At 43.1% G+C, this 26,032-nt stretch carries 2 protein-coding genes; both read left to right on the top strand.

The features are described 5' to 3' along the window. The first annotated feature begins 518 nt into the window (after nucleotides 1-518). Complete coding sequence (locus RMZ42_RS18595) at nucleotides 519-11,849, top strand: non-ribosomal peptide synthetase (protein WP_322672775.1); 11,331 nt, start codon at nucleotides 519-521, stop codon at nucleotides 11,847-11,849. Further along, a complete protein-coding gene (locus tag RMZ42_RS18590; protein WP_322672774.1) occupies nucleotides 11,846-26,032 on the top strand; it encodes a non-ribosomal peptide synthase/polyketide synthase in 14,187 nt (4,728 codons plus the stop codon). Before RMZ42_RS18595 ends, RMZ42_RS18590 begins: the two co-directional genes overlap by 4 nt.

Raw genomic sequence — 26,032 nt, 5'->3', positions numbered from 1 at the left:
AATTCAATATTTATCCATTACAGAGGAGCTAAAAAGTCTATTTAGCATAGAAACAATTAGTGATGTTCAAAAAGTGGAAACCCAAAAAATAGTTGAAATAGTTGAGTAAGAATATTTGATATATAGCTGTAATTTCCGAAAAATATAACTAAATAATTGTAATTCTTAAAAAATCTACTTTAAGTAGGGTGGGCTAATGCAGTTAAATAACATACCAAATATTTAAAAAATTCAAATCAGCAAAAAGAGTTAACCCAATGAAACAGAAGGATGCGATTAATTAAATACCATTAATTAAAGTTTAATCATAGACAATTGCGTAGTAATAGAGATACAGATAAAAAGTTAAAAGATGAGTTCACTCACTTATGTTGTACTAACACGAATATTTGCTCGAAAAAATTATTATCTAATTTCTAAACAACCACGCTTAGTGAAGCTATTAAAAGTAACAGGGTTAGAGAAAAATTATTACTTTGTTTCCTGTAAAAAAAGCATTCATTAAAGGATAGTAAACTATGAATTTAACAGAGCTTTTAGAAAACCTTTCAGCAAATAATGTTGAACTCTGGATTGATGGAGGAAAACTGCGCTACCGATCGCCTAAAAAGTCACTAACCTCTGAATTATTGGGGGAAATTGAACAATATAAACCGGAAATTATCCGAATTTTATCCCAGAGTATTAATCAGGCTGCAACTTATCCCCTCTCCCACGGTCAACAGGCACTCTGGTCTTTATATCAATTAGCACCTAGCAATACCGCTTATAACGCCACTTATGCAGCAAAATTAGTCACAAATTTGGATATTCCAGCCCTGAAGCAGGCAGCACAAGCCTTATTTGAAAGACATCCAGGTTTGAGGACTACCTTTGCGACCATTGATGGGGAATCTGTGCAAACAGTTCATGAAAACCAGCAAGTTGACTTTAGCATCCAAGAAACTTTCGATCTTGGCCAAGATGATGTAAATAAATGGCTTTCTCCAAAGAGCGATCGCTCCTTCGATTTAGAACAGGGTTCGATATTGCGCTTTGATTTATTAATTAACCATAAAACTGATAAATTACCAACAAAAGAACATATTCTCTTAATAACGCTACATCAGATAGTAGGGGATTTCTGGTCTTTAGAAATTATGATCGGTGAACTGAGAGCCTTATATAAAGCAATTATCACAGGTGTAGCAGCCCAACTACCAGCACAAAACTATCAGTATCAAGATTACGTCAATTGGTCGGAGCAAATGCTCGGTAGTTCAGAAGGTGAGCGTTTGTGGACTTATTGGCAGCAACAACTATCTGGTGAGTTGCCATTGCTAAATTTGCCAACAGATCGCCCAAGACCTCAGACCCAAACCTATAATGGTGCTTCCAGCTTTTTTACTGTTGAAGAAAAACTGCGGCAAAAGCTTGCAGAATTAGCAAAGAGAGAAGATACGTCTCTTTACATAATTTTATTAACAGCATTACAAATACTATTACTGCGTTATACCAATCAAGAAGATATTTTAATTGGCTCTCTAATGGGGAATTGGAGCCGTTCAGAGTTTGAAAAGATTGTGGATCACTTTACTAATCCTGTGGTTTTGCGAGGAGACCTTTCAGGAAAACCGACTTTTCAAGAGTTGCTGGGGCGATCGCGCTCTTGTGTGTTAGATGCCCTAGAGCATCAGGATTATCCCTTTCCCCTGCTGGTGGAGCGACTGCAACCTGTCCGCAACCCCAGTTTTTCGCCACTCTATCAGGTAGCCTTTGCTTGGGATAGCTACCATCAGAATGACACAGAAGTGTCACTTATGGATAGTGATGGTTTGATTGTGGAATCGATGATTCCAGAGACTAAAGGGGCTGCATTTGATTTAACCTTAAGCATTCTTGAGGCCCCAGGCTCACTAAAAGGTACATGGAATTACAACACCGACTTGTTTAATGACAGCACCATTGAGCGGATGATGGGGCATTTTGTAACAATGCTTGAAGCAGTTGTAGCAAATCCTCAGCAACGAATTGACCAATTACCTTTGTTGACACAATCTGAGCAACAGCAGTTATTAGTTGAGTGGAATGATACCCAAGTAGACTATCCCCAGGATAAATGTATCCATCAATTGTTTGAAGAGCAGGTAGAGCGTACACCAAATGCAGTGGCAGTGGTGTTTGAGAATCAACAATTGACGTACCATGAATTGAATTGTCAGGCTAACTCTTTGGCGCATTATTTGCGGTCTTTGGGAGTGGGAACGGATGTGCTGGTGGGGATTTGTGTAGAGCGTTCTTTAGAGATGGTCGTGGGACTGTTGAGTATCCTCAAGGCGGGTGGGGCTTACGTACCACTTGACTCTGAGTATCCCAAAGACCGCCTCTCGTTCATGCTTGAAGACGCTCAAGTTTCCGTATTACTGAGTCAAAAGCGACTCCTCGATAAACTACCTGAGTATCAGGCAAAATTGGTTTGCTTAGATGAAGTCTGCTCAGAAATTCTGCAAAACAAACAGGATAACCTTATTAAGGTAGTGACGGCTACTCATTTAGCGAATGTGATTTACACATCCGGCTCCACAGGCAAACCTAAAGGAGTAATGCTTGAGCATAGTGGATTGTGCAATTTAGCTCAAGCTCAGATTCAGACTTTTGGCTTGTCTGGTGATAGTCGAGTTCTCCAGTTTGCCTCCTTCAGTTTTGATGCTTGCATATCAGAAATATTGATGGCTTTTGGATCGGGGGCAACACTTTACTTAGGAACAAAAGACTCTCTCATGCCGGGTATGCCTTTAATTGACCGATTAAAGAATGATGGCATTACCCATGTCACCCTACCACCATCAGCACTGGCAGTCCTGCCACAAGAAGAACTGCCAACATTGCAAACAATCATTGTCGCCGGAGAAGCCTGTCCTATTGAACTGATGCGACAATGGGCTACAGGAAGAAACTTCTTCAATGCCTATGGGCCGACAGAAGCGAGTGTTTGTGCAGCGATCGCTAAATGCACTACTCAAGACCAAAAAATTTCCATCGGTCGTCCAATTTCTAATACCCAGATATACATACTCGATCAAAACTTACAACCAGTACCTGTAGGTGTGCCAGGAGAACTGCACATAGGTGGTGCAGGATTAGCAAGAGGCTACTTGAACCGACCAGAGTTAACACAAGAAAAATTCATTCCTAATCCCTTCGGTGGAGGCAGGGGGCAGGGGAGCAGGGGAGCAGGGGAGCAGGGGGGCAGGGGGGCAATTCAGCACTCAGCACGGGCTAAACGCCCCGCTACCGCTAACAGCACTCAGCACTCAGCACTTTTATATAAAACAGGGGACTTGGCTCGTTATTTACCAGATGGTAATATCGAATACCTGGGGCGTATCGATAACCAAGTAAAAATCCGGGGATTCCGCATTGAGTTGGGAGAAATCGAAGCAGCACTGAGCCAACATCCCCATGTGCAAGCATCATGTGTCATAGCCCGTGAAGATACCAGGGGTGATAAGCGCCTAGTAGCCTATATCGTACCGCAGCCACAGGTGACACCTAAAATCAGCGTTCTGCGTAGCTTCCTCAAAGAAAAGCTACCAGAATACATGGTACCAAGTGCCTTCGTTATCTTAGAATCTTTACCCCTAACCCCCAACGGCAAAATAGATCGTCGTGCCCTACCGGCACCAGAGCCAAGTAGTGAATTATTAGAGAAATATGTAGCTCCGCGCACCCCCATTGAAGAAATTCTGGCATCAATTTGGCAACAAGTCCTGAAAGTAGAGCTTGTAGGCAGACATGACGACTTCTTTGAACTAGGGGGACACTCCCTACTGGCAACGCAATTCATCTCTCGTGTACGTAGCAGATTGAAAGTAGAAATACCATTGCGAAGCTTATTTGCTGCACCAACAATTGCCGAGTTAGCACCATCGATTCAGCAGTTACAGCAGCAAGATATAGAACTGTCAGCACCACCCATCTTAAGGCGGGTAGAGAATGCAGAAATACCACTGTCTTATGCTCAACAGCGTTTGTGGTTTTTAGATCAGTTAGAGTCGAACAGTGCTTTATATAGTATCGTCATTGGTTTGCGTCTAGTAGGAACTCTTAATGTTGCAGCCTTAGAACAAAGTTTAAAAGAAATTATCGATCGCCATGAAGCCTTACGTACCAACTTTGTTACTGTTGATGGACAAGCTGCTCAAATCATTCAAACTCAAACGAATTGGACAGTAACAGTAATTGACTTGCAGCATTTACCCACACTTGTACTGAGCGAAGCCGTTGGCGCAGCCTCTACCTCAGCAGATGTAACAGAACAAAAAACGGTTGCACAGAAATTACTGGAACAAAAAGCAATTGAGCCTTTTGACTTAGCTAATAATTCATTAATCACAGCGACATTAGTGATGCTGTCTCCTACAGAACAGTGGTTATTAGTGTGTATGCACCATGTTGTCAGTGATGGCTGGTCAATCGGTGTGTTTGTCCAGGAGTTACAAGCGCTGTACAATGCTTATTCTCAGGGTCAACCGTCACCCCTGTTGCCACTACCAATTCAGTATGCAGATTTCTCTATTTGGCAAAGACAATGGTTGCAAGGGGAAGTACTACAAAACCACTTGAATTACTGGCAACAACAATTGGCAAATGCACCCACATTCTTGCCACTACCCACAGATAGACCCAGACCTGCTGTGCAGACTTTCAATGGCTCATATCATGTGTTTACTCTGTCTGTTGAACTCACTCAAAAGTTGTTGCAGCTCAGTCAACAGCAAGGGGTAACTTTGTTTATGACTTTGTTAGCGGCTTATAATACCCTGCTTTACCGCTACACAGGACAAGAAGATATTTTGGTAGGGACACCAATTGCCAACCGCGATCGCACCGAGCTAGAAGGTCTAATTGGCTTTTTTGTCAATACTTTGGTGATGCGGACTGATTTAGCAGGAAACCCCAGTTTTAACGAATTACTCCCGCGCCTGAGAGAAATGGCATTATCCGCATACGCTCATCAAGATTTGCCCTTTGAAATGTTGGTGGAAGCATTGCAGCCAGAACGGGATCTCAGCCATACACCATTGTTCCAAGTGATGTTCGTTCTCCTGAACGCTCCCATGTCTGAAATAGAGTTGACTGGGTTAAGTGTCAGTGGATTGCCGATAGGAATTACTACGGCAAAGTTTGATTTAACTTTAACAATGGAAAACACTCCTAATGGACTCTTTGGGTGGTGGGAGTACAACACTGACTTGTTTGATAGCAGCACCATTGAGCGCATAACTGGTCATTTTCTGACACTGCTTGAGGCAATTGTGGCAAATCCCAGCGAGCGGATTTCCCAATTGCCAATATTAACAGCATCTGAGCAGCAACAGTTATTAGTGGAGTGGAATGATACTCAAGTAGATTATCCCCAAGATAAATGTATTCATCAGTTGTTTGAGGAACAGGTAGAACGAACACCCGATGCAATAGCAGTGGTGTTTGAAAATCAACAACTGACATACCAAGAGTTGAACACTCGTGCTAACCAATTGGCGCATTATTTACAGTCCTTGGGTGTGAGAGCAGATGCGCTGGTTGGGATTTGTGTGGAGCGCTCTTTAGAGATGGTCGTAGGACTATTGGGCATTCTCAAGGCAGGTGGGACTTACGTACCACTTGACCCAGAATATCCCCAAGAGCGTTTGCGCTTTATCTTGGAAGATGCTCAAGTCTCAGTCCTGCTGAGTCAACACCATTTAGTTGAGAAATTACCTGAGTGTCAGGCGCAGCTTGTAAACTTGGATACTGACTGGCAGTTGATTTCTCAGTTGGCTCAAGAAAATGCGTTAGTGCAGCTTACCGTAGGTATTGCTAATGCCCAAGCTAGTAACTTAGCTTATGTGATTTATACTTCTGGTTCTACTGGTCAGCCCAAAGGCGTGCAGATTTCACATAAATCTGTGAACAATTTTCTATCTGCCATGCAGCAGCGTCCAGGAATCACAAAACAAGATACACTGCTTGCAATCACTACTATTGCCTTTGATATTGCTGCTTTAGAAATTTTTCTGCCCATAACTGTAGGTGCGTGTTTGGTCATAGCCAGTCGTGACGTGACCCTTGATGGAAGAGAGTTATTTGACTTGCTAGTTAAGTCTAAGGCAACAATTATGCAAGCAACTCCAGCTACTTGGAGATTGCTTTTAGACTCCAACTACCAATTTAGCGATCTAAAAATACTTTGCGGCGGCGAAGCTTTACCTTGGGATCTAGTTAATCAATTACTTGCCAAAAGCGCCTCTTTGTGGAACCTTTATGGGCCAACAGAAGCTACTATTTGGTCATCGGTATCTCAACTCGAATCCAATGAGAGCTTGATTTCTATTGGCCGTCCAATTGATAATACCCAAATATACATACTTGACCAAAACTTACAACCAGTACCTGTGGGTGTACCAGGAGAGTTACATATCGGTGGTGCAGGATTAGCAAGAGGCTACTTCAACCGTCCAGAGTTAACACAAGAAAAATTTATCCCCAATCCCTTCAGTGGAGGCAGCACTTCGGCTACGCTCAGTGACCAGGGGCAGGGAGCTCTTAGCAGGGAGAGAGAACGGTTGTACAAAACAGGGGACTTGGCGCGTTATCTACCGGATGGCAAAATAGAATACCTGGGGCGTATCGATAATCAGGTGAAAATCCGGGGATTCCGCATCGAATTGGGAGAAATTGAAGCAGTACTAAGCCAACATCCCAATGTGCAAGCATCATGTGTCATAGCCCGTGAAGATATCAGGGATGACAAGCGCCTAGTAGCATACATAGTACCGCAGCCACAAGTAACACTCACAATTAGCGAACTGCGTAGCGTCCTTAAGGAAAAGTTACCAGACTACATGGTTCCTTCGGCAATAGTCATCCTGGAGTCTTTACCCCTAACCCCCAACGGCAAAATAGATCGTCGCGCTTTACCAGCACCAGAGCCAAGTAGTGAATTATCAGATAAATATGTAGCTCCGCGCACCCCCGTCGAAGAAATACTAGCATTGATTTGGCAACAAGTCCTAAAAGTAGAGCTTGTAGGTAGACATGATAACTTCTTTGAGCTAGGAGGACACTCACTACTAGCAACGCAACTCATTTCCCGTGTGCGTAACAGCTTGAAAATAGAACTACCATTGCGTTCGTTATTTGCTGCACCAACAATTGCCCAATTAGCACCATCAATTCAGCAATTACAGCAACAAAACTTAGAACTTGCTGCACCACCCATATTACCTAGGACAGGAAATACCGAATTAGTACTATCGTTCGCTCAACAGCGTTTGTGGTTTTTAGACCAGTTTGAACCGAACAGTGCCTCATACAATATCCCTGTCGGGTTGCGTTTAGTAGGAACTACTAATGTTGTTGCGCTACAACAAAGCTTAATTGAAATTGTTCATCGCCACGAAGCATTACGCACCAACTTTGTTACCGTTGATGGACAAGCTGCTCAAATCATTCAAACTCAAACGAATTGGACAGTTACAGTTGTTGACTTACAGCATTTATCGACAATAGAACAAGAAATTGCTGCACTCAAATTAGTGCAACAACAAGCTATTGAACCTTTTGATTTAGCTGATGATGTATTAATCAGAGCAACATTAGTGGTACTGTCCGAGACAGAACAGTGGTTATTAGTGTGTATGCACCACGTTGTCTCTGATGGCTGGTCAATAGGTGTGTTTGTCCAAGAGTTAAAAGCACTGTATAATGCTTATTCTCAAGGTGATCTGTCCCCTTTAATACCACTGACGATTCAGTACGCAGATTTTGCTATTTGGCAAAGACAATGGTTGCAAGGCTCGGTACTGAACAGCCAATTGAGTTACTGGCAAGAACAATTGGCAAATGCATCTACATTTTTGCCACTACCCACAGACAGACCTAGACCTGCTGTGCAGACTTTTAATGGCGCAAATATGGAGTTTGCCTTGTCTGCTGAACTCACTCAACAACTGACAAAACTAAGTCAAGAGCAAGGGGTGACTTTGTTTATGACTTTGTTAGCGGCATACAATACATTACTTTACCGCTATACGGGACAAACAGATATTTTGGTGGGGACACCAATTGCTAACCGCGATCGCACCGAGCTAGAAGGTCTAATTGGCTTTTTTGTCAATACTTTGGTGATGCGGACTGATTTATCTGAAAATCCCAGTTTTAACGAATTACTCCCCCGCATTCGAGAAATGGCGCTGTCAGCTTATGCTCATCAAGATTTGCCATTTGAAATGTTGGTGGAAGCATTGCAGCCAGAACGAGACTTGAGCCATACACCACTGTTCCAAGTGATGTTCGTCCTCCAGAATGCTCCCATAGAAGTAGAGTTGACTGGGTTAACTGTCAGTTCATTACCAATAGAAGGTGCGATCGCCAAGTTTGATTTAACTTTAGCAATAGAGAATACTACCACTGGACTCGTGGGAGGATGGGAATATAACACAGACTTGTTTGATGCGTCCACTATTGAACGGATGACGGGGCATTTTGTGACACTGCTAGAAGGTATTGTTGCTAATCCCAAACAGCGCATTTCTCAATTACCAATGCTCACAGTATCTGAGCAACAGCAGTTATTAGTTGAGTGGAATAATACTCAAGTAGATTATCCAATAGATAAATGTGTACATCAGTTGTTTGAGGAGCAGGTTGAGCGCACACCCAATGCAGTTGCAGTGGTGTTTGAAAATCAAAAATTGACGTACCACGAGTTGAATTGTCGTGCTAACCAATTAGCCCATTACTTGCAGTCTTTGGGTGTAGGGGCGGATGTGCTGGTTGGGATATGTGTAGAACGCTCCTTAGAAATGGTGGTGGGATTACTTGGTATTCTCAAGGCGGGTGGTGCTTACGTGCCACTTGACCCTGAGTATCCCCAAGACCGTCTCTCGTTCACGCTTGCAGACGCTCAAGTTTCCGTGCTACTTACCCAACAGCATTTAGTTGAGTCTCTTCCTCAACATCAGGCGCGTGTAGTCCACTTAGATCAAGACTGGATTGCGATCGCTAAGTTTAGCCAGGAGAATCCAAGTGCTGACGTGCAAGCTAGTAACGTAGCTTATGTGATTTATACTTCTGGGTCTACTGGTCAACCCAAGGGGGTAATGCTATCTCACAGTAACCTTTGCAACCACATGTTCTGGATGCAAGCAACATTCCCTTTAACTAAAAAAGACAAAGTACTACAAAAAACTCCCTTTGGTTTTGATGCCTCAGTTTGGGAATTCTACGCTCCATTGTTAGCAGGTGGACAGTTGTTAATAGCTGAACCGGGAGGTCATACTGACAGTGCTTATCTCATAAAGTTAATTGTCCAGCAGCAGGTAACTACTATTCAACTTGTTCCATCTTTGCTGCAAATGCTTTTAGAACAAGGAGGAATCGAAACTTGTCACTCCCTCAAACACGTATTCTGTGGTGGTGAAGTCTTACCCGTTACTCTGCAAGAAGGCTTGTTAAGTAAGCTAGATGTAAATTTACATAATCTCTACGGCCCAACAGAGGCTTGTATTGATGTAACTTTCTGGAATTGCCAGCGTGAAATTCATCCACAACTTGTCCCTATTGGTCGCCCAATTGACAATACACAAATCTACATACTCGACCAAAACTTACAACCAGTACCTGTGGGCATACCAGGGGAACTGCACATTGGTGGTGCAGGATTAGCAAGAGGCTACCTCAACCGCCCAGAATTAACACAAGAGAAATTTATCTCCAACCCTTTTGAGAAGGCAGCGGTTCGGCTTCGCTCACCGATCGGAGGGAGTAAATTATATAAAACTGGGGATTTAGGACGTTATCTACCAGATGGCAATATCGAATACTTGGGACGCATCGACAATCAGGTGAAAATCCGGGGATTCCGCATTGAGTTAGGAGAAATAGAAGCAGCACTGAGCCAATATGAAGATGTGCAAGTATGTTGTGTCATCGTTAGCGAAGATATTCCCGGAAATAAACGCCTAGTCGCCTACATAGTACCCCAGTCACAGATAACACCCACAGTTAGCGAACTGCGTAGCTTCCTCAAAGAAAAGCTACCAGAATATATGATACCAAGTGCCTTTGTTATCCTAGAATCTCTACCCCTAACCCCCAACGGCAAAATAGACCGTCGCGCCCTACCAGAACCAGAAGCACGCACAGGAATAGAAATCGATATAGTGCAACCGCGCACCCCCATTGAAGAAAAATTAACGCAAATTTGGGCGCAAGTATTAAGAGTAGAGAAAATAGGCATACACGATAACTTTTTTGAACTAGGTGGAGATTCGATCCTTAGCATTCAAATCATCACCAGAGCAAAACTAGCCGGAATAGAACTAACAGTCAAACAACTATTTGCCAATCAAACGATCGCTCAATTAGCCACAGTCGCAGGCACAACAAAAACGTTGCAAATAGAACAAGAATTAGTTACAGGGACATTACCCCTAACACCAATTCAACACTGGTTTTTTGAACAAAAGTTATCAGAAAAGCACCATTTTAATCAATCATTTCTACTCACAGTACCATCCAATCTCAACTTAGAAATATTAGAGAAAGTATGGCAGCAACTACTAAAACATCATGATGCTCTACGCCTAAGATTCACCCAAACAGATACAATATGGCAGCAAACTCATGCCGACCCAACAGATAATATTACTATCTCCCGTTTTGACCTATCGACAGTTCCAGAAACAGAGATAGAAACTGTCATTGAAACCAAAGCCAGTGAATTACAGGCGAGTTTAAATCTGTCAGAAAATATCGTGCAAATAGCATTTTTCTGGCTGGGTATTGACAAAAAAGCACGATTACTCATAGTAATTCACCACCTAGTAGTAGATGGTGTGTCCTGGCGGATATTGTTAGAAGATTTGCAGACAGCTTACCAACAGCTAAGTCAAGGCAAAGCTATTCAACTACCTGCCAAAACCACATCCTTCAAAGATTGGGCGCAACAGCTGACAGAGTATGCTCAATCAGAAGTTTTGAAAACAGAACTAGATTATTGGTTGAGTGCATCTTACGATGCAGTTGATTTCCTCCCAGTAGATTATGGACAAGGAATAAATACTACTGCATCGGCTAAGACAATATCACTGTCATTAAACGAAGCAGAAACCCAAGCACTCCTGCAAGATGTACCGAAAGCTTATAAAACACAAATTAACGATATCTTGTTAACTGCCCTAACGCTGGTGTTGAGCAGATGGACTAACTCTGAATCAGTGTTATTCAACTTAGAAGGTCATGGGCGGGAAGAGATCATCGATGGTGTAGACTTATCACGCACCGTTGGTTGGTTTACAACGATTTTCCCAGTAGTTGTGGAACTGGAAATCATAGATGATCTGGGTACTGCTTTAAAATCTGTCAAGGAACAATTACGTGAAATTCCTAATAAAGGCATTGGCTATGGCTTATTACGTTATTTGAATGTTGATGCAGAAATTAGCGCCCAACTAGAGAGAATTCCTCAAGCAGAAATTAGCTTCAATTATTTGGGGCAATTTGCTCAAGTTGTTAATACATCCTCTCTGATGCAAATAGCTAATGAGCCTAGCGGAAACAGCCAGAGTTTAGAAGGTCAGCGCCATTATTTGCTAGACATTAATGCCATCATTACCAACGAACAACTGCAAATAGATTGGACATATAGCAGCAATATCCATCAGCACGAAACGATTGAGAATATTGCCCAAGAATTTGTCGAAATATTGCAGGAGTTAATTGCTCATTGTTTATCACCAGAAAATGCAGGTTATACACCAACAGATTTTCCATTAATCAACCTTAATCAACTAGAACTCGATCAAATATTACAAAATTTATGAAACTAGAACTTAGCAAAACTAATCGGCAAAATATTGAAGATATTTATCCCTTATCTCCTATGCAAGAAGGGATGCTGTTTGAAAGCTTGTATGCTCCAGACTCAGGTGTATATTTTGAGCAGATAACTTGCATTTTGACGGGAAACCTAAATGTAAAAATCTTTGAGCAAGCTTGGCAGCAAGTGGTAGCTCGGCATCCCGTCTTCCGCACAGCTTTCCTGTGGGAGTCTTTGAGCCAGCCAGTTCAAGTGGTGTATCGACAGGTGAATGTGACGGTCGAAACATACAACTGGCGAGATTTATCTACGCAAGAGCAGCAACAGCAATTAGAAATTTTTCTAGATTCTGAGCGACAACAGGGGTTCCAAGTATCGCAAGCGCCATTAATGCGCCTACATCTAATCCAGTTGGATGGGAATACTTATCAGTTTGTTTGGTGTCATCATCATTTATTACTTGATGGCTGGTCGTCACCTTTAGTTTTCAAAGACCTGTTAGATTTTTATCAAGCAATTTCTCACGGTGAAAGTTTATCCAACATCGGAACTGTCAGCTACCGCAACTATATTTCTTGGTTACAGCAACAAAATCGAGATTTAGCTGAGAAATTTTGGCGGCAAAAATTCCAAGGTTTTACTACACCAACTCCTTTGACAGTGGATAAACCATTGTCAATGCGAGAGCAGCATTCTGGCTATGGTGAACAACAAATTGAATTAACTGTGCCAGCGACAGCAGCAGTGGTGTCTTTTGTCAGACAGCATCAATTGACGATGAGTAATTTGGTGCAGGCGACTTGGGGATTGTTACTGTCTCGCTATAGCCAAGAAACAGATGTGGTTTTTGGTGCAACTGTGTCTGGTCGTCCGCCTGAACTTGCTGGTGTAGAGTCGATAGTGGGGTTATTTATCAATACTCTGCCAGTGCGGGTACAAATCTCCGAGCAGACTGAATTGCTCAGTTTGTTAAAAGATTTACAGGCACAACAGATTGAGTCTGAGCAATTTTCCTATAGCTCATTGGTAGAGATTCAGGGGCTGAGTGATGTTCCCAGGGGTACATCTTTGTTTGAGAGTATTGTTGTTTTTGAGAATTATCCTGTTGATGCTGATGTTCTACAAGGCAATAAAGATTTTTCCCTCTCAAATTTTAGGTGGATTGAACAAACAAATTATCCATTGACGGTTTTAGTTTCCCCTGGTGAGCAATTGTCGCTGAGGGTGATGTATGATGCTAGTCGATTTGAAGATGGAACGATTAGCCGGATGCTTGGCCATTTTAGAACAATGCTTGAGGCGATCGCTACTAATCCTCAGCAACAAATTTCCCAGTTGCCAATACTAACAAAATCTGAGCAGCAACAGCTATTAGTTGACTGGAATGATACCCAGATAGATTACCCCCAAGATAAATGTATCCATAAGTTATTTGAGGCGCAGGTAGAACTTACACCCAATGCTGTGGCGGTGGTCTTTGAGAATCAACAACTGACATATCATGAGTTAAATTGTCGTGCTAACCAGTTGGCGCATTATTTGCAGTCCTTGGGTGTAAAACCAGATGTGCTAGTGGGGATATGTGTAGAACGCTCCTTAGAAATGTTAATAGGAATATTAGGAATTCTCAAAGCAGGTGGCGCTTATGTACCACTTGACCCAGCGTATCCCCAAGACCGTTTGCGCTTCATGTTAGAAGATGCGGCTGTGTCAGTGCTACTTACCCAACAACAATTGGTTGAGAAATTACCCCAGCATCAGGCGCGTGTCGTCTACTTAGACACCGACTGGCAACTTATTTCCCAGTTAAATCAGGATAATCTGATCCCTAGCGTGCAAGAGAATAACTTGGGTTACGTAATTTACACCTCTGGTTCTACGGGTCAACCAAAGGGTGTAGCCATGAATCAGCTTGCTCTTTGCAATCTTATATTATGGCAACTGCAAAATTCGCCCATTTCTCCTAGTGGAGTAAAAACCCTACAATTTGCTCCTGTCAGCTTTGATGTCTCCTTCCAAGAAATGTTTTCTACTTGGTGTTCTGGTGGCACATTGCTGTTGATTGGAGAGGAATTACGCCGGGAACCCTTGGCTTTATTAGGTTTACTCCAAGAACAAGCTATTGAAAGACTGTTTGTTCCTTTTGTTGCTTTACAGCAACTAGCGGAGGTAGCTGTTAGTAGTGAATTAGTGACTAGTAATTTGAGGGAAATCATTACTGCTGGGGAACAGTTACAGATTACTCCCGCCATTTCTAAATGGCTAAGTCAGCTAAGTGACTGTACTCTGCACAATCATTATGGGCCATCGGAGAGCCATGTGATCGTCACTTTTACTTTGACTAATTCGGTGGACACTTGGTCGCTACTTCCTCCGATTGGCCGTCCCATTGCCAACACGCAAATCTACATCCTGGATAAGTATTTACAGCCTGTACCTTTGGGTATACCAGGGGAACTGCACATCGGTGGTGTTTCCTTAGCGCGAGGCTACTTGAATCGACCAGAGTTAACAGAAGAAAAATTTATCCCCAACCCCTTCAGTGGAGGCAGGGGGCAGGGAGCAGGGAGCAGGGAGAGAGAACGGTTATACAAAACAGGGGATTTAGCACGTTATTTATCAGATGGCAATATCGAATACTTGGGACGTATCGATAGCCAAGTAAAAATACGGGGATTTCGCATTGAATTGGGAGAGATAGAAGCAGTACTGAGCCAATATAAGCATATACAAGCATCTTGTGCGATCGCCCGCGAAGATACTCCTGGTGATAAACGTCTAGTTGCTTACATCGTTCCCCAACCAGAGCAGACTTGTACTGAGCGACTCGTGCCGAGCGGAGCCGAGGTAAGTCGAAGTACACCCACAGTAAGCGTTCTGCGGCAATTCCTCAAGTCCAAGCTACCAGAATACATGGTTCCTTCGGCAATAGTCATCTTGGAGTCTTTACCCCTAACCCCTAATGGCAAAGTAGACCGTCGCGCCCTACCTGCACCAGAGCCAAGTAGTGAATTATTAGAGAAATATGTAGCTCCACGCACCCCAATTGAAGAAATACTGGCGCTGATTTGGCGACAAGTCCTGAAAGTAGAGCTTGTAGGCAGACATGATAATTTCTTTGAACTAGGGGGACATTCTCTACTAGCAACGCAACTCATTTCCCGTGTGCGTACCAGCTTGAAAGTAGAATTACCATTGCGGAGCTTATTTGCCACACCAACTGTTGCTGAATTAGCATCATCGATTCAGCAATTACAGCAACAAAATATAGAACTATCAGCACCACCCATATTTCCAAGGGCAGAGAATGCAGAAATACCACTGTCATTCGCGCAACAACGGTTGTGGTTTTTAGACCAGTTAGAGCCGAACAGTGCTTTATACAACATCCACTTCGGGTTGCGTTTAGTGGGAACTCTTAATGTTGCAGCATTAGAACAAAGCTTACAAGAAATCATTCATCGCCACGAACCATTACGCACCAACTTTGTTACCGTTGATGGACAAGCTGCTCAAATCATTCAAACACAACCAAATTGGACAGTTCCAGTTGTTGACTTGCAGCATTTATCGATAACAGAACAAAAAACTGCTGCACAGAAATTGGTGCAACAACAGGGGATTCAACCTTTTAACTTGGCTGAGGAAACATTAATTAGAGCGACATTAGTACTATTGTCGGAGACGGAACACTGGTTACTAGTGTGTATGCACCACGTTGTCTCTGATGGCTGGTCAATGGGTGTGTTTGTCCAAGAATTAATAGCGCTGTACAATGCTTATTCTCAAGGTCAACGCTCACCCTTATTACCACTGCCGATTCAGTATGCAGATTTCGCTATTTGGCAAAAGCAATGGTTGCAAGGCTCGGTACTGAACAGCCAATTGAGTTACTGGCAAGAACAATTGGCAAATGCATCTACATTTTTGCCACTACCCACAGACAGACCTAGACCTGCTGTGCAGACTTTTAATGGCGCAAATATGGAGTTTGCCTTGTCTGCTGAACTCACTCAACAACTGACAAAACTAAGTCAAGAGCAAGGGGTGACTTTGTTTATGACTTTGTTAGCGGCATACAATACATTACTTTACCGCTATACGGGACAAACAGATATTTTGGTGGGGACACCAATTGCTAACCGCGATCGCGCCGAAACAGAAGGTCTAATTGGCTTTTTTGTCAACACTTTAGTTATGCGGACTAACTTGGCAGAAAATCCCAGCTTTAGCGAATTACTCCCGCGCCTGAGAGAAATGGCTCTATCCGCCTATGCTCATCAAGATTTGCCCTTTGAAATGTTGGTGGAAGCATTGCAACCAGAACGAGACTTGAGCCATACACCACTTTTCCAGGTGATGTTTGTTCTCAATAATGCTCTTATGTCTGAAATAGAGTTGACTGGGTTAACTGTCAGTTCGTTGCCATCAGAAAGTTCCACGGCAAAGTTTGATTTGACCTTAGGAATGGAAAACACTACTACTGGATTAGTGGGGTGGTGGGAATACAATACTGACTTGTTTGATAGCAACACCATTGAGCGGATGACTGGTCATTTGGTGACATTGCTGTCAAGTATTATCGCCAATCCACAACAGCGAATTGACCAATTACCAATGCTCACAGCATCTGAGCAACAGCAGTTATTAGTTGAGTGGAATAATACTCAAGTAGATTATCCCCAAGATAAATTTATTCATCAGTTGTTTGAAGAACAGGTGCAGCGCACGCCCGATGCAGTGGCAGTGGTGTTTGAGAATCAACAATTGACGTACCACGAATTGAATTGTCAGGCTAACCAGTTGGCGCATTATTTGCGCTATTTGGGAGTGGGAGCCGACGTGCTGGTGGGGATATGTGTGGAACGCTCCTTGGAGATGGTAGTGGGATTACTTGGTATTCTCAAGGCGGGTGGGGCTTACGTACCACTTGACCCTGAGTATCCCCAAGACCGTCTGAGTTTTATGCTTGAAGACGCTCAAGTTTCCGTGCTACTGAGTCAACAGCATCTAGTTGAGAAATTACCTGAACATCAAGCGCGTGTTGTTTGCTTAGATAGCGAGTGGCAAATCATTCCCCAGTCGAATCAGCACAATCCCATCACTGGTATACAAACTAGTAACTTGGCTTATGTGATTTACACTTCGGGTTCCACCGGAAAGCCTAAAGGAGTGCTAAATACGCATCTAGGGATTTGCAATCGCCTCCTGTGGATGCAGCAAGCTTATGAATTAACAGAAATAGATTGCGTTTTACAGAAAACTCCTTTCAGCTTCGATGTCTCCGTTTGGGAGTTTTTCTGGCCATTACTGACTGGAGCGCGTTTAGTTGTAGCTAAACCAGGTGGACATAAAGATAGTAATTACTTGGTCAAGCTAATACTAGAGCAACAAGTTACTACACTGCATTTTGTCCCTTCAATGCTTCAGATTTTCGTAGAAGAAGAAAGTATTAAAAATTGCAGTAGCTTGAAGCGAGTTATTTGTAGTGGCGAAGCACTGCCTTTAGAACTTCAGGAACGCTTTTTTGCTTCTTTAAAATGTCAATTACATAATCTCTACGGGCCAACAGAAGCGGCAATTGATGTCACCTTCTGGGAATGTCAACCAGAGAGCAATTTGAAGACTGTGCCTATTGGTCGCCCAATTGACAATACGCAAATCTACATACTCGACCAAAACTTACAACCAGTACCCGTGGGTGTGCCAGGAGAGTTACACATCGGTGGTGCAGGATTAGCAAGAGGCTATCTCAACCGACCAGAGTTAACACAAGAAAAATTTATCCCCAACCCTTTTGAGAAGGCAGGAGGCAGTACTTTGGCTTCTCTACGAGACAGGAGACGAACGCTCAGTAACCGGAGACAGGATCTCACTGAGCGACTTGCCTTGAGCGGAGCCGAAAGGAGCCGAAGTAGGGCAGGAGGGAGTAAATTATATAAAAGCGGAGATTTGGCTCGTTATCTACCAGATGGCAATATCGAATACCTGGGACGCATCGACAACCAAGTAAAAATCCGGGGTTTCCGCATCGAATTGGGAGAAATCGAGGCAGCACTAAGCCAACATAAAGATGTGCAAACATCTGTAGTCATCGTCTGCGAAGACATCAGGAGTGACAAGCGCATAGTAGCCTACATCGTACCGGAACCACAGATAACACCGACAATCAACCAACTGCGTAGCTTCCTCAAGGAAAAGTTACCAGAATACATGGTACCAAGTAACTTTGTCGCCCTAGATTCTCTACCCCTAACACCCAACGGCAAAATAGACCGTCGCGCCCTACCAGTACCAGAGACAAGTAGTAAATTATCAAATAAATACGTAGCTCCACGTACACCCATAGAAGAAATCCTGGCACAAATTTGGGTGCAAGTGCTGAAAGTAGAGCTTGTAGGCAGACATGATAACTTCTTTGAACTAGGGGGACACTCACTACTAGCAACGCAACTTATCTCCCGCATCCGCACTAATTTCCAAGTAGAATTACCATTGCGAAGCTTATTTGCTGCACCAACAATTGCGGAATTAGCGCCAAACATTCAACGGTTACAGCAACAAGACTTAGAACTTTCTGCACCAGCCATATTACCAAGGGCAAACAATGCAGAACTACGCCTGTCTTATGCTCAACAGCGTTTGTGGTTTATAGACCAGTTGGAGCCGAACAGTCCTTCATATAACATTCCCATTGGTTTGCGCTTAGTCGGAATTCTGAACGTTGCCGCCTTAGAACAAAGCTTAATTGAAATTATTCATCGCCACGAAGCATTACGCACCAACTTCATCACAGTAGATGGACAAGCTGCTCAAATCATCCAAACAGAAACGAATTGGTCAGTTACTGTTGTTGAGTTGCAAAATCTGCCAACAATTGAACAAGAAATAGCTGCACAGAATTTAGTGCAACAACAAGCAATTCAACCTTTTGACTTGTTAAATGAAGCCCTGTTCAGAGCGACATTAGTGATACTGTCCGAGACAGAACAGTGGCTATTAGTGTGTATGCACCACGTTGTCAGTGATGGCTGGTCAATAAGTGTGTTTGTCCAGGAGCTACAAGCACTATACAATGCTTATTCTCAAGGTGAATCATCTCTACGAGACGCTACGCGTAGCTTGCTTCCCCAGAGGGGTACACCCCTGTTGCCACTGCCAATTCAGTATGCAGATTTCGCCTTATGGCAAAGGCAATGGTTACAAGGGGAAGTACTCAACAGTCAATTGAATTACTGGAAACAACAATTGGCAAATGCGCCCACATTCTTGCCATTACCCACAGACAGACCCAGACCTGCTGTGCAGACTTTCAATGGCGCAAATCTGGAGTTTGCCCTGTCTGTTGAACTCACTCAACAACTGACAAAACTGAGTCAGGAGCAAGGGGTGACTTTGTTTATGACGCTGTTAGCGGCATACAATACATTACTTTACCGCTATACGGGACAAACAGATATTTTGGTGGGGACACCAATTGCTAACCGCGATCGCACTGAAATAGAAGGTCTAATTGGCTTTTTTGTCAACACTTTGGTGATGCGGACTGAAGTTTTGGGCGATCGCAGTTTTAAAGAACTACTCACTCATGTTCGGGAAATGGCACTGTCCGCCTACGCTCATCAAGATTTGCCTTTTGAAATGCTGGTGGAAGCATTGCAGCCAGAACGAGACATGAGCCATACACCACTGTTCCAAGTGATGTTTGTCCTCCAGAATACTCCTATGTCTGAAATAGAGTTAACTGGGTTAACTGTCAGTTCATTGCCAATAGAAAGTTCTACGGCAAAGTTTGATTTGACCTTAATAATGGAGAATACCGCTACTGGACTAGTAGGATGGTGGGAGTATAACACTGACTTGTTTAATAGCAGCACTATTGAGCGAATGACAGGTCATTTTGTGACAATGCTTGAGGCAATTGTGGCGAATCCTCAAGAGCGGATTTCCAAATTGCCAATATTAACAGAATCTGAGCAACGGCAGTTATTGGTTGAGTGGAATGATACATGGGTGGATTATCCCCAGGATAAATGTATTCATCAATTGTTTGAAGAGCAGTGTTTGAGTACACCGGATGCAGTGGCGGTGGTGTTTGAGAATCAACAACTGACATACCACGAATTAAATTGTCGTGCTAACCAGTTAGCCCATTACTTGCGATCGTTGGGAGTTGGAGCAGATGTGCTGGTGGGGATATGTGTGGAGCGTTCTTTAGAAATGCTTGTAGGAATACTTGGGATTCTCAAGGCGGGTGGAGTTTATGTACCTCTCGACCCAGAGTATCCTGAAGAGCGTCTAAATTTTATGCTAGAAGACGCTCAAGTTTCATTGCTGTTGACTCAAGAAAAATTAGTAGAATCTCTTGTGCAACATCAGGTGCGTCTCGTCTCCTTAGACAGCAACTGGCAGAGCATATCCCTCGCAAATCAAGATAATTTCAACAGTACAGTCAGTCCTGAAAACCTATGTTATGTGATTTACACCTCTGGTTCTACAGGAACACCCAAGGGAGTAGCAGTAACCCATCAGGCTGTAAATCGACTAGTCTTCAACACTAATTATGTACAATTATCTCCTAGCGATCGCGTTGCTCAAGCGGCAAATATTGCCTTTGATGCTGCGACCTTTGAAATTTGGGGAGCATTGCTTCACGGAGCCAAGCTAGTCATCATCAATAAATCTGTATTGCTCACCCCGAAAGAATTTGCTGCAAATATGCGCTACCACGAGGTTAGTGTCTTATTCTTAACCACAGCTTTATTCAATCAGTTAGCCAATTTTGTACCGCAAGCGTTTAGTTCTTTAAGATATCTACTATTTGGTGGTGAAGCGGTTGACCCCAGATGGGTGCAAGAAGTACTCGAAAAAGGCGCTCCACAGCAATTGCTTCATGTCTATGGGCCAACAGAAAATACCACCTTTTCTTCTTGGTATTTAGTAGAAAACTTACCAACCACAGCCACAACTATCCCTATCGGTCGCCCAATTTCCAATACACAAATCTATATATTCGACCAAAACTTACAACCAGTACCTGTGGGTGTACCAGGAGAGTTATATATCGGTGGTGTAGGATTAGCACAAGGCTACTTCAACGCAAAAGAGTTAACACAAGAAAAATTCATCCCAAACCCCTTCAGTGGAAGGAGAGGAGGAGAACGCTTATATAAAACTGGGGACTTAGCCCGTTATCTGCCAGATGGTAATATCGAATACTTAGTACGCATCGATAACCAAGTAAAAATCCGGGGATTCCGCATCGAATTAGGAGAAATTGAAGCAGTACTGAGCCAACATGAAGATGTGCAAGTATGTTGCGTCATTGCCCGCGAAGATATGAGGGGTGATAAGCGCCTAGTAGCCTATATCGTACCGCAGCCACAGATGACACCCAAAATCAGCGTTCTGCGTAGCTTCCTAAAAGAAAAGCTATCAGAATACATGATACCAAGCGCCTTCGTCATACTGGAGTTCCTACCCCTTACCCCCAACGGCAAAATAGACCGTCGCGCCCTACCAGCACCAGAGACAAGTAGTGAATTATCAGAAAAATATGTCGCCCCACGCAGCCCCATCGAAGAAATTCTGTCACTGATTTGGACACAAGTCCTGAAAGTAGAGCTTGTAGGCAGACATGATAACTTTTTTGAACTAGGAGGACACTCACTACTAGCAACGCAACTCATTTCCCGCATCCGCACTAACTTCCAAGTAGAAATCCCCTTGCGAAGCTTATTTGCTGCACCAACAATTGCCCAATTAGCGTTAAACATCCAAAGGTTACAGCAACAAGACTTAGAACTTTCAGCACCACCCATATTGTCAAGAGCAGAAAATGTAGAGATACCACTGTCTTATGCTCAACAGCGTTTGTGGTTTTTAGACCAGTTGGAGCCGAACAGTGCCTCATACAATATCCCCATCGGGTTGCGTTTAGTGGGAACTCTTGAAGTTACAGCCTTAGAACAAAGCTTAATTGAAATTATTCATCGCCACGAAGCATTACGCACTAACTTCATCACAGTAGATGGACAAGCTGCTCAAATCATTCAAACACCACCAAATTGGACATTTTCAGTAGTTGACTTGCAGCATTTATCGACAACCGAAATTGAACTAGCTGCACAGCAACTAGTTCAACAACAAGCAATTCAACCTTTTGACTTGGCTGAACAAGCCCTATTCAGAGCAAAATTACTGGTGCTGTCTCCTACAGAACAGTGGTTATTAGTGTGTATGCACCACGTTGTCAGTGATGGCTGGTCAATAGGTGTGTTTGTCCAAGAGTTACAAGCGCTGTACAATGCTTATTCTCAAGGTCAACCGTCACCCTTGTTACCACTACCAATCCAGTATGCAGATTTCGCTATTTGGCAAAAGCAATGGTTGCAAGGCTCGGTACTGAACAGCCAATTGAGTTACTGGCAAGAACAATTGGCAAATGCATCTACATTTTTGCCACTACCCACAGACAGACCTAGACCTGCTGTGCAGACTTTTAATGGCGCAAATATGGAGTTTGCCTTGTCTGCTGAACTCACTCAACAACTGACAAAACTAAGTCAAGAGCAAGGGGTGACTTTGTTTATGACTTTGTTAGCGGCATACAATACATTACTTTACCGCTATACGGGACAAACAGATATTTTGGTGGGGACACCAATTGCTAACCGCGATCGCACCGAAATAGAAGGGTTAATTGGCTTTTTTGTCAATACTTTGGTGATGCGGACTGATTTGTCTGAAAATCCCAGCTTTAACGAATTACTCCCGCGCCTGAGAGAAATGGCACTGTCAGCTTATGCTCATCAAGATTTGCCCTTTGAAATGCTGGTAGAAACTCTGCAACCAGAACGAGACATGAGTCATACACCACTGTTTCAGGTAATGTTTGTTCTTCAGAATACTCCCATGTCTGAAATAGAGTTGACTGGGTTAACTGTTAGTTCCTTACCAATAGAAAGTTCCACAGCAAAGTTTGATCTTACCTTATCAATGGAAAACACTCCCACTGGACTAGTGGGAGTGTGGGAATACAACACTAATTTGTTTGATAGCTGCACCATTGAGCGGATGACAGGTAATTTTGTGACTCTACTTGAGGGAATTGTGGCGAATCCCAGCGAGCGGATTTCGCAATTGCCAATGTTAACAGCATCTGAGCAACAGCAGTTATTAATTGAGTGGAATGATACTCAAACAGATTATCCAATAGATAAATGTATTCATCAGTTATTTGAAGAGCAGGTGCAGCGTACACCCGATGCAGTGGCAGTGGTGTTTGAGAATCAACAATTGACGTACCACGAGTTGAATTCTCGTGCTAACCAGTTGGCCCATTACTTGCAGTCTTTAGGTGTAAGACCCGACACGCTTGTAGCGATATGTGTGGAACGCTCCTTAGAAATGGTGGTGGGATTACTTGGTATTCTCAAGGCAGGTGCGGCTTACGTGCCACTTGACCCAGCGTATCCCCAAGACCGTCTGAGCTTTATGCTTGAAAATGCTCAAGCTTCCGTGCTGCTAACCCAACAGCAATTAGTTGAGAAATTCCAAAAGAATCAGGCACAGGTTGTTTGTTTAGATACTGATTGGCACTTTATTTCTCAATTAAATCGAGATAATTTAATCACAGAAGTACAAGCAACTAACTTGGCTTATGTGATTTATACCTCTGGTTCTACAGGAACACCAAAGGGAGTACTGATTGCCCATCAAGGATTGCTAAATTTAGTGTTGTGGCATCAGCGTACTTTTAAAATCACGACCTTAGACAAAGCCACCCAACTGGCAGGAACAGGATTTGACGCGGCTGCATGGGAATTATGGCCTTACTTAACAGCAGGAGCAAGTATCTACTTAGTCAAATCTGATATTCTTGCCTCGCCAGTAAATTTACGAGATTGGTTGATATCACAGAAGATTACTATCAGTTTTGTGCCAACACCAGTAACACAGGAGTTATTGTCTTTAGAATGGACTACGGAAAGTTTAGCTTTGCGTTACATCCTGACTGGAGGGGATAAGCTTAATCAGTATCCACCAGCGTCAGTTCCCTTCCAAGTAGTGAATAATTATGGGCCAACAGAGAATACTGTTGTTACAACTTCTGGGCTGGTAGTTGCTAAGGATCAAGAGCAGATATCACCAAGCATTGGTCGCCCAATTGACAACACCCATATTTACATTTTAGATAAGTATTTACAACCAGTACCCATTGGTGTGCCAGGAGAGTTACACATCGGTGGTGCAGGATTAGCACGCGGTTATCTCAACCGACCAGAATTAACACAAGAGAAATTCATCCCCAACCCTTTTGAGAAGGCAGAAGGCAGTAAATTATACAAAACTGGTGACTTAGCGCGTTATCTACCAGATGGAAACATAGAATACCTGGGGCGCATCGACAATCAGATAAAAATCCGAGGTTTCCGAATTGAGTTAGGGGAAATTGAGGCAATACTGAGTCAGCATCCAGGAGTTAGAGAAAATACGGTAGTGGCGAGAGAAGATATTCCAGGAGAGAAACGCTTAGTAGCTTATTTTGTGCCGCAGTTGGAGCAAACACCAACCATCAATGAGTTACGTATTTTCTTGAAAGAAAAATTACCACAATACATGGTGCCCTCTGCTTTTGTCAGGTTAGAGTTTTTACCTTTAACTCCCAATGGCAAGGTAGACCGCAAAGCCTTACCTATTCCTGATTCCCATAATACCCAGGCAGTGAGTTTTGTGGCACCACGTACCTCTGTAGAGAAGGTATTGGCAGATATTTGGGCTAATGTACTGCATCTAAAGCAGGTGGGTGTTCTGGATAATTTCTTTGAGTTAGGAGGTCATTCACTCTCCACAATTCGGGTGATGTCCCAGGTAAATGAGACTTTCCAGATTAAGTTACCCTTGCGCCACCTATTTACTGCCCCAACTGTCGCTGAACTTGCTCAGACTATTGAATTCGCCTCTGAGGTAGACTCTAATGTCACTGCAAATAAAATTACTACCGTAGACTTACAAGCTGAAGTTGTCTTAGACCAGACAATTAACCGTGGAAACCTAGTTTATCAACCTGTAAGTGAACCTTGGGCTATTTTCCTAACAGGTGCAACAGGCTTTGTAGGTGCTTTTTTGCTGGCTGAATTATTACAACAAACTCAAGCAGATATCTATTGTCTGGTGCGTGCTGCCAATGTTACCGCAGGTAAACAACGGCTCCAAGAAACCCTGAAATCTTATTTACTTTGGGAGGCATCTTTTAACTCGCGGATTATTCCAGTATTAGGAGATTTATCTCAACCGCTTCTTGGTCTTTCAGATGAGCAGTTTCACCTCATGGCTGGGAAAATTGATTCAATCTACCATAATGGCGCTTTGGTGAATCATGTTTATCCATACGCTTTGTTAAAAGCAGCAAATATTCGGGGAACTGAGGAAGTCTTGAGATTAGCTAGTCAAATCAAAATCAAGCCTGTGCATTTCATTTCTACTGTTAGCGTTTTCGCCTCAGATGAGTATTTCAAATTAGAGGTTGTTCAAGAAAATGATCCTCTGGAATCCTGTCAAGGACTTCCGGGAGGCTATGCCCAAAGTAAATGGGTTGCAGAAAAGATGGTAATGATGGCACGCGATCGCGGTTTGCCTTGCAGTATCTACAGGCTTGGTAGAATAACATGGCACAGTCAAACCGGCGTTTGGAATTTAAATGATATGTTTTACAGATTCATCAAAAGCTGCATTCAACTAAAAAGTGCGCCAGAGATGAACAGCATGGTAGAAATTACACCTGTAGACTATCTCACCAAAGCTTTAATCCACCTGTCGCAGCAGCCAGAATCTTTGGGCAAAGCCTTTCATTTAATTAATTCCGATTCTACTCCTTGGAGTCAATTTATTGACTGCATCCGTTCTTTGGGCTACCCACTGCAACAGCTTTCCTATGAAGATTGGCAAGCTGAACTACTTCGCAGTACCCAAATTTCTACTGATAACGCTTTGTATTCAGTTGTATCGCTGGCTGGAGACAATACATCTTCAGAGTCCAATGCAACATCTAGCTTAAAATTTGATTGCCAAAATACCCTCAATGGACTTGCAGATACCGATATTCGCTGGCCGGAAGTAGATGAAAAACTACTCCAAGCTTTCTTTGCCAACTTCACCAATTTACAGCTATTTTCAGGTAAATAG

It is taken from the genome of Nostoc sp. DedQUE05 (genome assembly GCF_034530955.1).
In the GTDB taxonomy this organism is placed as follows: Bacteria; Cyanobacteriota; Cyanobacteriia; order Cyanobacteriales; family Nostocaceae; genus Nostoc.
This window is presented reverse-complemented; position numbering and strand designations above follow the sequence as displayed.

What these genes read in the sequence shown, in the direction of transcription:
- RMZ42_RS18590 (WP_322672774.1), top strand. Translation starts at nt 11,846, where the DNA reads ATGAAACTAGAACTTAGCAAAACTAATCGGCAAAATATTGAAGATATT.
- RMZ42_RS18595 (WP_322672775.1), top strand. Translation starts at nt 519, where the DNA reads ATGAATTTAACAGAGCTTTTAGAAAACCTTTCAGCAAATAATGTTGAA.